This is a genomic window from Ralstonia sp. NFACC01, from assembly GCF_900115545.1.
In the GTDB taxonomy this organism is placed as follows: domain Bacteria; phylum Pseudomonadota; class Gammaproteobacteria; order Burkholderiales; family Burkholderiaceae; genus Ralstonia; species Ralstonia mojiangensis.
Genome location: NZ_FOWV01000006.1, coordinates 97387 through 111189, shown reverse-complemented (window position 1 = coordinate 111189; position 13803 = coordinate 97387). Strand labels below are relative to the sequence as shown.

The 13803-nt window shown below is 65.0% G+C and carries 12 protein-coding genes; all 12 read right to left on the bottom strand.

The genetic code is table 11. The features are described 5' to 3' along the window. The coding region (locus tag BM136_RS16575; protein ID WP_254775691.1) for a hypothetical protein at positions 1-935 on the bottom strand (935 nt) is incomplete at its 3' end. Positions 936-1307: 372 nt separating this feature from the next. After that, a complete protein-coding gene (ybeY, locus tag BM136_RS16570; protein WP_092973204.1) occupies positions 1308-2120 on the bottom strand; it encodes an rRNA maturation RNase YbeY in 813 nt (270 codons plus the stop codon). A 12-nt stretch (positions 2121-2132) separates the two neighbouring features. Continuing rightward, positions 2133-3125: a PhoH family protein gene (locus BM136_RS16565; RefSeq protein WP_092973202.1), complete on the bottom strand. Its 993-nt coding sequence runs from the start codon at positions 3123-3125 to the stop codon at positions 2133-2135. 21 nt (positions 3126-3146) lie between these two features. Next, the gene (gene miaB, locus BM136_RS16560; RefSeq protein WP_045203723.1) at positions 3147-4517 is read right to left on the bottom strand and encodes a tRNA (N6-isopentenyl adenosine(37)-C2)-methylthiotransferase MiaB; all 1371 of its coding nucleotides are present in this window, start codon (positions 4515-4517) and stop codon (positions 3147-3149) included. 51 nt (positions 4518-4568) lie between these two features. After that, on the bottom strand, positions 4569-4982 hold the full coding sequence (locus BM136_RS16555) for a hypothetical protein (RefSeq protein ID WP_092973201.1): 414 nt from the start codon (positions 4980-4982) through the stop codon (positions 4569-4571). A gap of 90 nt (positions 4983-5072) precedes the next feature. Beyond that, on the bottom strand, positions 5073-6071 hold the full coding sequence (locus BM136_RS16550; protein ID WP_092973199.1) for an NAD(P)/FAD-dependent oxidoreductase: 999 nt from the start codon (positions 6069-6071) through the stop codon (positions 5073-5075). Positions 6072-6211: 140 nt separating this feature from the next. Beyond that, positions 6212-7138 (bottom strand): OmpW/AlkL family protein, encoded by a 927-nt coding sequence (locus BM136_RS16545; protein WP_092973197.1) that lies wholly within the window; start codon positions 7136-7138, stop codon positions 6212-6214. A 211-nt stretch (positions 7139-7349) separates the two neighbouring features. Then, entirely contained in the window at positions 7350-8267 is a 918-nt protein-coding gene (locus BM136_RS16540; protein ID WP_092973195.1) for a DUF1571 domain-containing protein, read from the bottom strand. Positions 8268-8287: 20 nt separating this feature from the next. After that, entirely contained in the window at positions 8288-10027 is a 1740-nt protein-coding gene (locus tag BM136_RS16535; protein ID WP_092973193.1) for an AMP-binding protein, read from the bottom strand. 89 nt (positions 10028-10116) lie between these two features. After that, positions 10117-11436, bottom strand: a complete 1320-nt coding sequence (locus BM136_RS16530) for an acetyl-CoA C-acetyltransferase (RefSeq protein ID WP_092973191.1) — start codon at positions 11434-11436, stop codon at positions 10117-10119. A gap of 4 nt (positions 11437-11440) precedes the next feature. Beyond that, positions 11441-12334, bottom strand: coding sequence for a MaoC/PaaZ C-terminal domain-containing protein (locus BM136_RS16525; RefSeq protein WP_254775690.1), 894 nt, complete (start codon positions 12332-12334; stop codon positions 11441-11443). A gap of 34 nt (positions 12335-12368) precedes the next feature. After that, a complete protein-coding gene (locus BM136_RS16520; RefSeq protein WP_092973187.1) occupies positions 12369-13781 on the bottom strand; it encodes a 3-oxoacyl-ACP reductase in 1413 nt (470 codons plus the stop codon). Between the last annotated feature and the right edge of the window lie 22 nt (positions 13782-13803).

Genomic DNA, 13803 nt, shown 5'->3' with positions numbered 1-13803 from the left:
CCGTGGTTGCCATTCCCGCCACGGTCGTGGCCGCCGCCGTGATTGCCGTCGCCGCCATGGTCGTGATCGCCGCCGCCGCCATGATCGTGGTCACCGCCGTGGTTGCCATCGCCGCCGTGGTCGTGATCGCCACCGTGATGTCCGCCGTGGTCATGATCGTGGTCGTGATCATGGTGGTGCCCGTGATGGTGGCCGCCTCCGTGGCAGCTTCCGCACGGCGATGGGACCGGCGATGGGCTCGGCGTCGGCGTCGGAGCTGGTGTCGGTGTCGGTGTTGGGCTGGGAGTCGGACTCGGCGTCGGCGACGGGCTTGGCCCGGGGCTCGGTGTTGGGGCCGGCGTGGGGCCGGGGCTGGGCGACGCGCCCGGTGCCGGGGCCGGTGTGGGACTGGGCTTGGACGGCGGCGTGTTGTTGCCGCTGGGTGGCGGCGCGTCGTTGTTGCTGGTCGGCGTGGTAGCCGCCGATGCCGGGTCTGCAGGATGCGAATTGCTGTGATACCGGCCCAGCGTGCTCGCGCCGCCGTAGGCGGTCCAACGGCCGGCGATTTCCATGTCAACGCCCGCGAGCCAATGGTCGCCCGTGGCGCCGACGCCCACCAGTGCCTTGCTGCTCGCGAAGTCGTAGCCGCCGCCAATGAGCGCCTGCACGCTCGTGCTGCCCACCACCGCCTGCACACGCGGCCGGATGGTGCCTTGCGCGACCATCAGGTTCACCTCGGCGCCGACCACGTTGTTGCTGTCGGAGATGTTGACCGTGCGGCAACCGACCACCGCGCCTGGATGCCACGCGCCGTCGAACACGACCACGATGCCCGCATAGCACGATTGCTTGTGATCAGCGTGTGCGATGCGCGGCGTGACCGCCAGCGCCGTGCCGACACCCACGCCAACCAACAGCGTGGCCCACGGAATGCTGTCCATGAAGCGTTGACGCATGATGACCTCCCCGCGGTGGCCTCGCCCGTCTGTGCCCGGGCTGGCCGATGGCGCTCGTTTGCGCCGAATTCGTGAAGCGCGCTCGAGCGGCGGCTTATGCGTGGAGGATAGAAATCGCTACGGCAAAACCCATGCGCCATACGGAGAGCGGCGAGGGTTCCGGATGGCCGACGGCCTGTGCGACGTGTATGCGCGATTCGAACGGCGCGAGCATGCGCCGAATGGCGGAGGAAAACCCGTAAACCGTTGTCGGAACTGGGTTTGCGTCAATGCGGGTTGATTCAGTGTTGAAACAGCACGCTACAAGAATGGAACATGCAAAAGCAAAACGCCGGCGCGAGGCCGGCGTTTGAACATCAAGCGCGTTGCGCTTTAACGAGCTGCGTACGGATCGGCAAAACCGAGGTCGCGAAGGATCTCCGTTTCGATGCCTTCCATTTCCTTTGCATCGGCCGCGTCTTCGTGGTCGTAGCCCTGGGCGTGCAGCGCGCCGTGCACGATCAGATGCGCGTAGTGCGCGAGCAGCGGCTTCTTCTGTTCCTTCGCTTCCTTTTCGACCACCGCGCAGCAGAGCACGATGTCGGCGTAGACCGGGTCTTCCTCGCTCTCTGCGTACGAGAAGGTCAGCACGTTGGTCGCGTAGTCCTTGCCGCGGTAGGTGCGGTTGAGCGTGCGACCTTCTTCTTCGCCGACAAAGCGCACGTTGAGTTGCGCATCGGCAAACAGTGCGGGGGCGATCCACGCTTCGATGTCTTGCTCCTTGGGCAGCGCCTTGCGTGCGGCGGCCTTGAGTTCGTCGCCGTACTGCACCGTCAGGTCGAGCGTGAGCATCTCGGCGCCGGCAGTGTCGTCATCGAAGGCTTCTTCCTTGGAGTCGGCCAACTCAGCGGCCTGGGTTTCGATGCGCAACGTGATGCTGTCGTGGTGCTCGGGGCGCAGCGAGAGCATGGCGTGCATGTCGGCGTCGGCGTGCTCGGCAACCAGGGTGATTGGCCCGTCCACGGTATTCGGCAGACCGAGGATCAGGCTGCGACCATCGGCAAATGCGATGCGCAGCGCGCTGGCGTCGACCGTCTTGGGTTTGCCTTGGGCGTCGAATACGTCGACGCGTGGGCCGAATGACTCGGCCGCCGTGGGTTGGGTCTTCTTGGGTTTTGCTTTGGTATCGGTCTTTGCTTTAGCCACGTTCAGGTGTCCTTATGCATCTTTATGCTGGGCATGGAATTCGTCATAGGCCTCGACGATGCGGGCCACCAGCGGGTGCCGCACCACGTCAACGCTGGTAAAGCGCGTCATCGCTACGCCGCGCACGTCACGCAGCACATGCTGCGCTTCGATCAGGCCGCTCTTCTGGCCGCGCGGCAGATCGATCTGCGTTGTATCGCCGGTGATCACCGCCTTGGAGCCGAAGCCGATCCGCGTGAGGAACATCTTCATCTGTTCAGGCGTGGTGTTCTGGGCTTCGTCCAGGATGATGAAGGCGTGATTGAGCGTGCGCCCGCGCATGTACGCCAGCGGCGCGATCTCGATCATCTGGCGCTCGAACATCTTCTGCGTCTTGTCGAAGCCGAGCAGATCGTACAGCGCGTCGTACAGCGGGCGCAGGTACGGGTCCACCTTTTGTGCAAGATCGCCGGGCAGGAAGCCCAGGCGTTCGCCGGCTTCCACGGCGGGGCGTGTCAGCACGATGCGCTTGATGGCGTCGCGCTCCAGCGCATCCACCGCACAGGCCACCGCCAGATACGTCTTGCCCGTACCCGCGGGGCCGATGCCGAATGACAGGTCGTGCGAGAGGATGCTACGCAGGTACTCGCGCTGCATCGGTGTGCGGCCATGCAGATCGGTGCGCCGCGTATGCAGCACCGGCGACAGATCATTGCCATCCGGCACGTCGGCGCTCGATTCCGGCAGGTACGCCCCGTGTGCGGCCACCTGGCGGGTTTCCACCAGGCCGAGCTGGATGTCGTCCACCGACAGCGGCTCACGCGCGGCGTTGTAGAACGTCTCTAGCGCGTTGGCCGCGCCTTGTGCATTGGCGCCACGCACGGTGAACTTGCTGCCGCGCCGGTTGATGGTCACGTCCAGCGCTTGCTCGATCTGGCGCAGGTTCTCGTCCAGCGGCCCGCACAGGTTCTGCAGGCGCGTGTTGTCGTTCTTCGGCGCTGTGAATTCTGCGGTGGTGGGTTTCATCAAGTCAGGTCGTGTTGACGATCAGTGAGTCGCGCTGGCCGTACGCTGTTCCGCCACTTCGCCGCGCAGCGAATGCGGGAAGGCGTGCACGATGCGCACGTCGAGCATCTGGCCGATCAGCTGTTCGCGGCGCGCCTGCGGCAGATCGGGCAGCGCGAAGTTGACGACGCGGTTGTTCTCGGTGCGGCCGTGCAGTTCCGTCGGATCCTTGCGCGACGGGCCTTCCACCAGAATGCGCTGCACGCTGCCGACCATGCCCTGGCTGATGCGCGCCACGTTCTCTTCGATGGTCGCCTGCAAATGTTTCAGGCGTTCGAGCTTGACGGCCTGCGGCGTGTCGTCGTGCAGGTTGGCGGCCGGCGTGCCAGGGCGCGGGCTGTAGATGAAGCTGAACGACGTGTCGTAGCCGATCTCGTGGATCAGGTCCATCGTCTTGGCGAAATCCGCATCGGTCTCGCCCGGGAAACCGACGATGAAGTCGGTGGCGATCGAGATATTCGGCCGGATCGCGCGCAGCTTGCGGATGCTGCTCTTGTATTCGAGCACCGTGTAGCCACGCTTCATCGCCATCAGGATGCGGTCGGAGCCATGCTGCACGGGCAGGTGCAGGTGGTCGACGAGCTTCGGGTTGGTGGCATAGGCCTCGATCAGGCGCGAGCTGAATTCCTTCGGGTGGCTGGTCGTGTAGCGGATGCGCTCGATGCCCGGGATCTCGGCGACGTATTCCAGCAGCAGCGCGAAGTCCGCACGCTCGCTGGTATCGCCCATCTTGCCGATGTAGGCGTTGACGTTCTGGCCCAGCAGCGTGACTTCACGCACACCCTGCTCGGCCAAGCCAGCCACTTCGGCCAGCACGTCGTCGAACGGGCGCGAGACTTCTTCGCCGCGCGTGTACGGCACCACGCAGTAGCTGCAGTATTTCGAGCAGCCTTCCATGATCGACACGAAGGCGGTGGCGCCATCCACGCGCGCGGGGGGAAGGTGGTCGAACTTTTCGATTTCGGGGAACGACACGTCGACCTGCGAGCGGCCCGTACGGCGGCGCGCTGCGATCAGCTCCGGCAGGCGGTGCAGCGTCTGCGGGCCGAACACCACGTCCACGTAAGGTGCGCGCGCCACGATGGACGCGCCTTCCTGACTGGCCACGCAGCCACCTACGCCGACCACGAGATCCGGCTTGAGCGCCTTGAGTGCCTTGACGCGGCCGAGCTCGGAAAACACCTTTTCCTGCGCCTTCTCGCGCACGGAGCATGTGTTGAAGAGGATCACGTCCGCATCTTCGGGCGTGTCGGTGGGGACGAGGCCTTCAGCCGCGTTGAGCACGTCGGACATCTTGTCCGAGTCGTACTCGTTCATCTGGCAGCCGTAGGTTTTGATGAAGACTTTTTTCATGTGCCGTTCACAGTGGTTGACCTGGGGGCACGTGCTTCGTGGGGGCTCTGACTACTGAGACTGCGCTTGCGCCTGACTCTGTGCGGCCACCGCAGCCTTGTAATCGTCATCGCTGACAACCCAGGCTGTCAGCAACTGCTGATACAGATCGAGCTGATAGCGCACCTTGAACGTCTGGCCGACCACCGAACCCGGTGGAAGCAGCCGCCCATCCAGCGACAGGATCCGCACGCCCGGGGCGAAGCGGATATCGGCGCTGGTGCTCCCAAAGCCCAACAGCAGGATGCGGACGATCCCGGTGCTGCCGGTACTCAGCGTGCCGGAGTTGGCCGAATTGATGGTCAACTGGGCTGCCGGAGCCGCCGCCGGAATGTTACGCAGCACTTGCGCATGGGACAGCAGCGGCGCTGATGCCGCAGCAACGGCAGCAAAGGCGAGGGCGAGGACTTGGCGTCGGGTGCGCATGGCGTCGTCAGGAGAAAGCCACCGCCGGGTGAGCGACCCGGCACACGAAACACGAGACAACCCGATATTGTAGCGTTCCGGGGCGAAGTCTTATAGCGCTTCGGCAATCTTGGCGGCCAAGGCCACGCCGCTCAGGAACGCGGCTTCCACGCGCGGGCCTTCGCACCAATCACCGCAGGCACCCAGGCGGGCGGCGGCGTCCCAGTGGCAGGGCATGCCGGCGGACTGCTCCACCAGTGCGTGCGGCCACAGGTGCGCGGCCATCACATCAGGCTGGGGCATGCCCGGGAAGGCTTCGGCAAAGCGGGCGTGCATGGCGTGGAGCGCCTGTTCGGGCGTGTCCTGAGCATGTGCGGCCGACCAGCCCGGCGATGCATGCACCACCCAGGATTCATCGACCATGACGCGGCCCGGCTTGGTGTTGTCACGGGCGGCCCAGGCGAGCATGTCGTCGTCGATCCGGATGCCGTCATACGGCAGGTCCAGCGGTTGCACAAAACCCATCATCAGCGCCCAGCACGGGGCGTAGTGCACCGGGGCGATGGCTTCCTGCAGCGACGCCGGCGTGGCGCCATGAAACAACGCCGGTAGTTCGGGCGCAGGCAGGGCCAGTGCGATGATGTCGGCGTGCGCGGTCTCTGTGCCGTCGCGCTCGATCGTCCAGCGCCGGCCATCGTGCGCCACACGTGTAACGGCGTGGCCGAAACGCACATCCAGTGGCGTCGCCAGGCTGCGCACCAGCGCGCCCATGCCGGGCAGGCCGACGTAGCGGGCTTCGTCGCGTGAATCGGCTTCCAGCCCATCGGCCGTGCGATGGCCCCAGCGCGCAGGCCACGGCAGCACCGAGCCCTGACGGCCGGCGGCATCCACCGCGCGGCGGAAGGCCTCGCTGCGCACGTTGAATGACTGCGCGCCGTGGTCGAACGCATACGCCGGTGCGGCTTCGGGCAGCACCGTGGTGGCTAACCGGCCCCCCACACCGCCCGCGCGCTCATAGACCGTGGTGGCAATGCCTTCTGCGGCAAGCGCGTTGGCACAGGCAACACCGGCAATGCCGGCTCCGACGATGGCGATGGAAGGCTGGCTCATGGATGAGAGATGGGTGTGGGGCGGGGGAATCCGGAAATCGGCGCGTCAATCAGCGCGTAATAGTCCGCCATGATATCGGGTCGCGCCCCAATGAAAAACGCCACCCGGAGGTGGCGTTTGCCATGGCGCAATTCTGCGGCTTAGAACTTGTAACCCACGGCCAGCCCGAACACGACCGGGTCGACCTTGATGTCGGTCTTATTGACCGCCAGCACCTGGCCTTGCTGGCTGCGGATCGTGATGGTGGAAGTCGTCTTCAGCGGCAGATACGACACCGTGCCGATGGCGGTCCAGTTCTTGGCGAACTCATACGACACGCCCACGTTGGCGACGGGCGTCCACGAGCTGGACGTTTCCGCCGTCACCTTGGCCGGGCCCGTCGGAACCTGGCCCATGCCGAGCTGCAGCACCTGCCCCAGATTTTGCAGGCCGTTGACGAAGTTTTGATTCAGCTTCAGGTTGGTAAAGAAGTTGTAGCTGACGCCTGCGCCGACAAACGGGCGCAGCTTGCTTTCCTTGGTGCCGAAGTAGTACTGCGCGACGATCGCCGGGCTCCATTCACGCACGGTGGCGACCGGGTTGTTTTGCGGCAGGCCCAGGTTGATCAGCGTCAGCGGTCCGACAACCGGCACCGGCGCGATCACATTGCCGCTGCCATACAGGTTGAACTTGGGAGGCACGCCACCCACGAACGTACCGGCGATGTTGTCGGTAAAGAAGTGCGTGAACGTGAGCGACAGCGTATTCGCGTTACTGACTTTCACGTCAGTTCCTGGCGACTGGTAGGTGCCCAGGCCCAGCGCGCTGGTGGTGGTGGTCAGCGGCGTGGCCGAATCCATCGGGCGAATGTAGAACCAGCCCAGTGCCATGACGTTACGGCCCCAGACGTAGTTGTCCATGAAACCGCTGAAGCCGCCACCGCTGCTAGTGCCACTGCCGCTACCGCTGCTGGCGCTTGCGGCCACATTGGCCTCTGCGGTGGATTGGGCGTGAGCCAGGGGGGCAGCAAGTGTGCTGGCGGCAGCGCAGGCAAGGGCTGCAGCAAGGCGGCGGGCGGTGCGGTTCATGTGGTTGTCTCTCTGGATTGGATTGTTATCACGCCTTGGTGTGGCGATTTGTGTTTCCGCAGCATAACGCAGCGCTTTTGTTCGGTTGCGCCGCGATGATCGAAGTTTTCCTCTAGCGTGTACGCACGCAACAAGGGGTTTCCCCTAGTCTCGTTTCATACTCTCCACCGGTCGGCGGAGCCTTGGCCCACAACGGTCTCCGGGCGGCTGTCTAAAATTTGTATTCCGGATTTTTAGGGTTGAAAGTCTGGTCGTTCCAGGTCTTGCGCGTCACGCTCTCAATAACGATTTTCTCGAGCTGATTTCCTGATTCGTCCCACGCTTCTTCAATGCGCACCCACGGGTTTTTGAGGTCGAAATACAGGCGTACGCGCTTGGCGTAGAACGTGGGTGGTCCACTTGGCGCATCCCACGTCAGCCGCAGCATGCGTTCACCGTCTTCGGTCACCATCTTGGCTTCACTGAACTTGCCGCTGCCGCCGGCTGCCAAGTGGGCACGTCCGTCGCGTTCGAGCGTATCGACGATGAACTGCAGCCCCAGCTCGCGCGCCGTGTGGTTCGACTGCGATCTGGCCAGCGAGCCATCCAGCGCACTCCAGATCGCCACGAAACCGACGAGCCCGCCAAGGTGGCCGTACATCTCATCCTTGCGCACGGTTTCGTCGTAGATGATTTCCTGACCGGCGTGCGAACCGCCTTTGAGCCAACGCGCGTAGACCTGGCGCGGCGCATTGCGATAGCGGATCAGCATGAGCGCCGGTTGGCTTTGCCACTGGTCTTTGACGCGTTCCTGGCGGCGCATGCGGTATTCATATTCCGGCAGCTTGGCCACTTCGGCCTTGAGCCAACGCACCAGCGTTTCGGGCTTCATGGCCTGCGCCATGGCCAGTACGTCTTCGTCGGACCAGGCCGCAAACGCGTTGGCGTTGACCTGGCTGGTGAGCCACGCCGTCTGCCTGGCGATGTCCATGGCGGCAAAGCTGCCGATGGCCGCCGATTGCGGTGCGGCGGTCGGTGCGGTGGTCTGTGCGGCCGCGGCAGGCGCAGGAGCTTCCGGCGCTGCAGGCTGGGCCCAGGCGTGTGCGGCGCCGGCCAGCACCGTGGCCAGGGCGAGGGTACGCAACTGCATACAGGTCTCCGATGTTGGCGTTATTGCTGCACCTGCGCACGGGCGCGCTTGATGTCCGGATCGGCATCGCGCAACTCGCGGCGCAGGATCTTGCCCACAGTCGACTTGGGCAATTCCTCATGGCGGAACTCAACGATGCGCGGCATCTTGTAGCCGGTCAAATGGGCGCGGCAGTGTTCGAGCAGCGCGGGCTCGGTCAGGGCGCCCGTGCGCGGCACCACGATGATCTTCACGCGCTCGCCAGCTACCGGGTCGGGCACGCCAATGGCCGCCACCTCCAGCACCTCAGGATGCAGTGCCACCACGTCTTCGATCTCGTTCGGGTACACGTTGAAACCCGAGACCAGGATCATGTCCTTCTTGCGGTCGATCAGGCGGATGTAGCCGTTGGCGTCCATCACACCAATGTCGCCGGTGGAGAACCAGCCCTCGGCATCGATGGATTTGGCAGTTTCATCGGGGCGCTGCCAGTAGCCGCGCATGACTTGCGGCCCACGCACCTGCAGTTCGCCCGGTTCGCCCAGCGGTGCGATCGTGCCGTCGTCGCGCTTGAAGCGTACTTCGGTGGACGGCGCGGGCAGCCCGATCGTGCCGCTGAATTCGGTTACGTGCGGCGGGTTCATCGACACGACTGGCGAGCATTCCGTCAGCCCGTAGCCTTCAACGATGGTATGGCCCGTCACCTCTTTCCAGCGCTGCGCGATCGCCCGCTGCACCGCCATGCCACCACCGATGGTGATCTTCATGGCCGAGAAATCGCGCTTGGCAAAGTCGGGATCTTCCAGCAGTGCATTGAACAACGTGTTCACGCCCGCAATGCCCGAGAAGCGCTCGTTGCGCAGGATGAAAATCACGCGCTTGGTGTCACGCGGATTGGCGATCAGGATATTGCGCCCACCCAGCGTCATGAACATCAGCAGGTTCACCGTGAGCGAGAAGATGTGATACAGCGGCAACAGCGTGACATTGGTTTCCACGCCGCCGTTGAGCATGCTCTTGGACCACTCTTCGGCCTGCAGCAGGTTGGCGATGATGTTGCGGTGAGTAAGCATCGCGCCCTTGGCCACACCCGTAGTGCCGCCGGTGTATTGCAGGAAGGCGATGTCTTCCGGCGCCAGTTGTACTGGTTGCATTGCGCGTGAGCTGCCCCCGGCCAACGCATCGCGCAGCCAGACCGGCGAAGGCAGTTTGTAGGGCGGCACTTGCTTCTGCACGTGGCGCATCACGAAGTTCAGCGCGCGGCCCTTGAGGTTGAGTGCACCGCCCATCAGGTCGCCAATGCCGGTAATGACGATGTTGCGGATCTCGCTGCCGGGCAGCGCCTGCTCCAGCGTGCGTGCGAAGTTCTCCAGCACGACGATCGTCTGCGCGCCGGAATCGCGCAGCTGGTGCGTCAGTTCCGGCACCGTGTACAGCGGGTTGACGTTGACGACGATGGCGCCGGCCAGCAGCGTGCCGAACAGGCACACGGGGTACTGCAGGCTGTTGGGCAACATGATCGCTACGCGGTCGCCCTTCTTCACGCCGCGCGATTGCAGCCACGCCGCAAACTGCTTGGCCTGGCGTTCGCATTCGTCGTAGGTCATCTCGGTGCCGACGCTCACGTAGGCGACGCGGGTGCGGTACTTCTCCACCGATTCGCGAAACACCTCGACCAGCGAGTGATAGCGATCGGGATTGATTTCGGCGGGTACGCCCTCGGGGTACGACTTCAGCCAGATGCGGTCGGTAAGGCTGTTGCGGTCGGCAACGGTGTTCATGGTGTCTCCGTCCATGAAAAACGCGGCGTGGTTTTGTTATGTGCCGCGCGGGTTCTCGGGTCGGGCCGTTCCCGTATTGGCCCGAAGGTTCAATGCGACATCGTTTCGGGGCGCTCCAGAATGGCGACGACACCTTGTCCGCCAGCGGCACAGATCGACACCAGCCCGCGCCCGCTGCCGCGCTGTGCCAGCATCTTGGCCAGCGTGGCGACAATGCGGCCGCCCGTGGCGGCAAACGGATGACCCGTGCCCAGCGAGCTGCCGTTCACGTTGAGCTTGCTGCGGTCGATGCTGCCCATGGGGCCGCTGCGGCCGAGCTTCTCGCGGCAGTATTCCGGCGACTCCCATGCCGCCAGTGTGCACAGCACTTGTGCGGCAAAGGCTTCGTGGATCTCGTAGTAGTCGAAATCCTGCAGCGTGAGCCCCGCGCGTTGCAGCATGCGCGACACGGCGTAGGCCGGCGCCATCAGCAGCCCCTCGTTTTGCTCGGGCGTGCCGCTGAAGAAATCGACGGCGGCCGTATCCGCGCAGGTCATGTAGGCGAGCACGGGCAGGTTGTGCGCGCGGGCCCAGTCCTCGCTCGCGAGCAGCACGCACGATGCGCCGTCGGTGAGCGGCGTGGAGTTGCCGGCGGTCATGGTGCCGGCCGCGCTGCGGTCGAATACCGGCTGCAGCTTCGCCAGTTGCTCGATGGTCAGGTTGCTGCGCAGGTTGTTGTCGCGATCGAGCCCCAGGTGGGCGGTCATCAGGTCGGTGCAGAAACCGCGCTCGTAAGCGGCCGTGAGGTTGTGGTGGCTGCGCAGGGCCAGCGCGTCCTGATCTTCGCGGCGGATACCCCAGCGCTTGGCCATCAACTCGCAGTGTTCGCCCATTGACAGGCCGGTGCGCGGTTCGCTGTTGCGCGGCAGCAAGGGGCGCACAAACATCGACGGCCGCAGCCCGGCCAGCGCCTTGACGCGCGCGCTGGTGGATTTGGCGCGGTTGGCCTCCAGCAGGATCTTGCGCATCTTCTCGTTGAGCCCAACGGGCGCATCGGACGTGGTATCCGTGCCGCCGGCAATGCCCACATCGATCTGCCCCAGCGCGATCTTGTTGGCGACGAGGATGGCGGCTTCCAGACCCGTGCCGCATGCCTGCTGGATGTCGTACGCGGGTGTCTGCTTGGCAAGCGTGGTTGAGAGCACCGTTTCGCGCGTGAGGTTGAAATCGCGCGCGTGCTTGATGACGGCGCCAGCCACGACTTCATCCAGGCGCTGGCCGTGCAGGTTGAAGCGGTCGATCAGACCCTGCAGGGCGGCGGTCAGCATCTGCTGATTCGATGCCGTGGCGTAGGCCGTATTGGAGCGCGCGAACGGAATGCGGTTACCCCCGAGGATGGCGACGCGGCGTACCTGCGCGTTGACGAGCATGAATTCAGTCTCCCGTGTTTTCTTGTGGTGCTTGCGGCAGCGTCAGCATGCCGCGCAGATAAGGTTTGTCGCCCGTGGCGTTGCGCACTTCAAACGCGCGGCCGGGAGTGGCTTCGTTGGCTTGCCACAGCGTCGCTGCCCCGGGCAGCGATAGCGGCGTTTTGAACTCGGCCACCACCTCGCCCTGGGTGAGCGGTGCCGCCGGCAGCAGCGCGGCCAGCGCGCGGGCCTTCGTCCACATGCCGTGGGCGATGGGGTGCGCAAAGCCGAACAGCTTCGCGCCGATGTTGGATACGTGGATGGGGTTCCAGTCGCCCGACACATCAGCGTAGCGTCGGCCGGTATCGGCAGGCACATCCCAGTGGCCGATGGGCGACAACTCCTGCGCATTTGGCAGTGCAATCAATGGCGCGCCCTGCGGCGATGGCACACCCACGCGCAGGTAGGTCGACAGCGATTCCCACACCACTGCGCCGGCCTTGATGATGGCGGTTTCGATGCCGAACGCCTGCCCGCGTGCATGGTGGAACAACCGGCGCGGGCGTACTTCCACGCGCACCCGCTCACCTGCCTGCAGAGGCTGGTGCTGGCGGATCGTGTTGCACAGGTGCACCAGGCCGATCACCGGATAGGGAAACGCCGATTCCGTCATCAGCATGAGCTGCAGCGGAAAGCCCAGAAGATGCGGATACGTCATCGGCACGCCATGCGCGGAGGAGAAGCCGCACACCGCTGCGTACTGCGCGATGTGTTCGGCCGCAAGCGGCACTTCCTGGCGTACCAGCGTGTGGCGCGGCAACGGCCCGCCGCGCTTGCCCTTGCGTTGCGAAAGCAGCGCGCGCCAGGCCAATGCACCCGGCGACGGCGGCTCGGTCACCAGCGTCTGGGTCGCGATCATCGGGGAGTGCAGGGCTAGCGAGCGCATGGTTGCGTCAGGCTCCCAGCAGACTTTGTCCGCACACGCGCACGATGTTGCCTGTCACACCGTTCGACGCGGGGTTGGCGAACCACGCAATCGTCTCGGCCACGTCGACCGGCTGGCCGCCCTGGCTCATCGCGTTCATGCGGCGGCCGGCTTCGCGGATGGCAAACGGCACGGCCGCTGTCATCTGCGTTTCGATAAAGCCTGGCGCAACGGCGTTGATGGTGATGCCGCGTTCGGCCAGCAACGGTGCGCCGGCCTGCACGAGGCCAATTACGCCAGCCTTGGACGTTGCATAGTTGGTCTGCCCCAGGTTGCCCGCAATGCCGCTGATGGACGACACGCATACGATGGCCCCGCCCGCATGCAGCGCATTGGCCGCGAGCAGCGCGTCGTTGATGCGCAACTGCGCGGTGAGGTTGATATCCAGCACGCTGCGCCACGCGGGTTCGGTCATGCGGGCGATGGTCTTGTCGCGCGTGATGCCCGCGTTGTGCACCAGGATGTCGATGCCGCCCAATGCGGCAAGTTGCTGCGCGAGCAGGGCGGGCGTTTCGGGCGCAGCAATGTCGTACGCCATGGCTTCACCGCCGATTTCCTGCGCGACCGCGTTCAGCGCTTCCTGCGCGGGGGGCACATCCAGACAAAGTACGCGCGCACCGTCACGCGCCAGCACGTGCGCAATGGCCGCACCGATGCCGCGCGACGCGCCGGTCACCAGCGCGGTGCGCCCGGCCAGCGGCTTCTGCCAGTCCACCGAGACCGCTGGCGCCCGATGCACGCGCACCACCTGCCCCGATACATACGCCGAGCGCGCCGACAGCAGAAAGCGCAGCGTCGATGCGGCTACGTTTTCCGCCCCCTCGGCCACGTAGACGAGCTGCGCCGTGCAGCCGCGCCGGACTTCCTTGCCGAGCGATCGCGTCAGTCCTTCCAGCGCGCGCTGCGCGATCGCCGCCTCGGGCGTCTTGCAGCCCTCCGGTGGACGCCCGATCACCACTACGCGCCCACAACGGCCGATGGCCCGGACGCCATCGTGGAACACGTGATACAGCGCATCGAGGCCTTCGACCGTCGCAATGCCCGTGGCGTCGAAGACGATGCCGCCAATGCGATCAAATGCTTCGCCTTCTTTGCCCGTGGGCGCGACAAAGCGGCCCGTGATCTGCCCGTGCCGGTTGGCGGCGCCAAGCCATTCCGGATCGCTTTCATGAAAGCGCGTGGGTACGCCGGCCTCCGCAAACAGCGCGGCGAGCGTCTCGCGCATGGAGCCGCCCGGCGCCGCGCCCACCAGGAACGGCCCGACAAATTCCGGTTCGCCGGGCACATAACGGCGCAACGGCACCGGCTGCGGCAGGCCGAGGTTGGCCGACAGCCACTTGCCGAAACCGGAACCGACGAAATCGAGGTACTTGTCTTGCATCGTTGTTGTTGTCGTTGGTGAG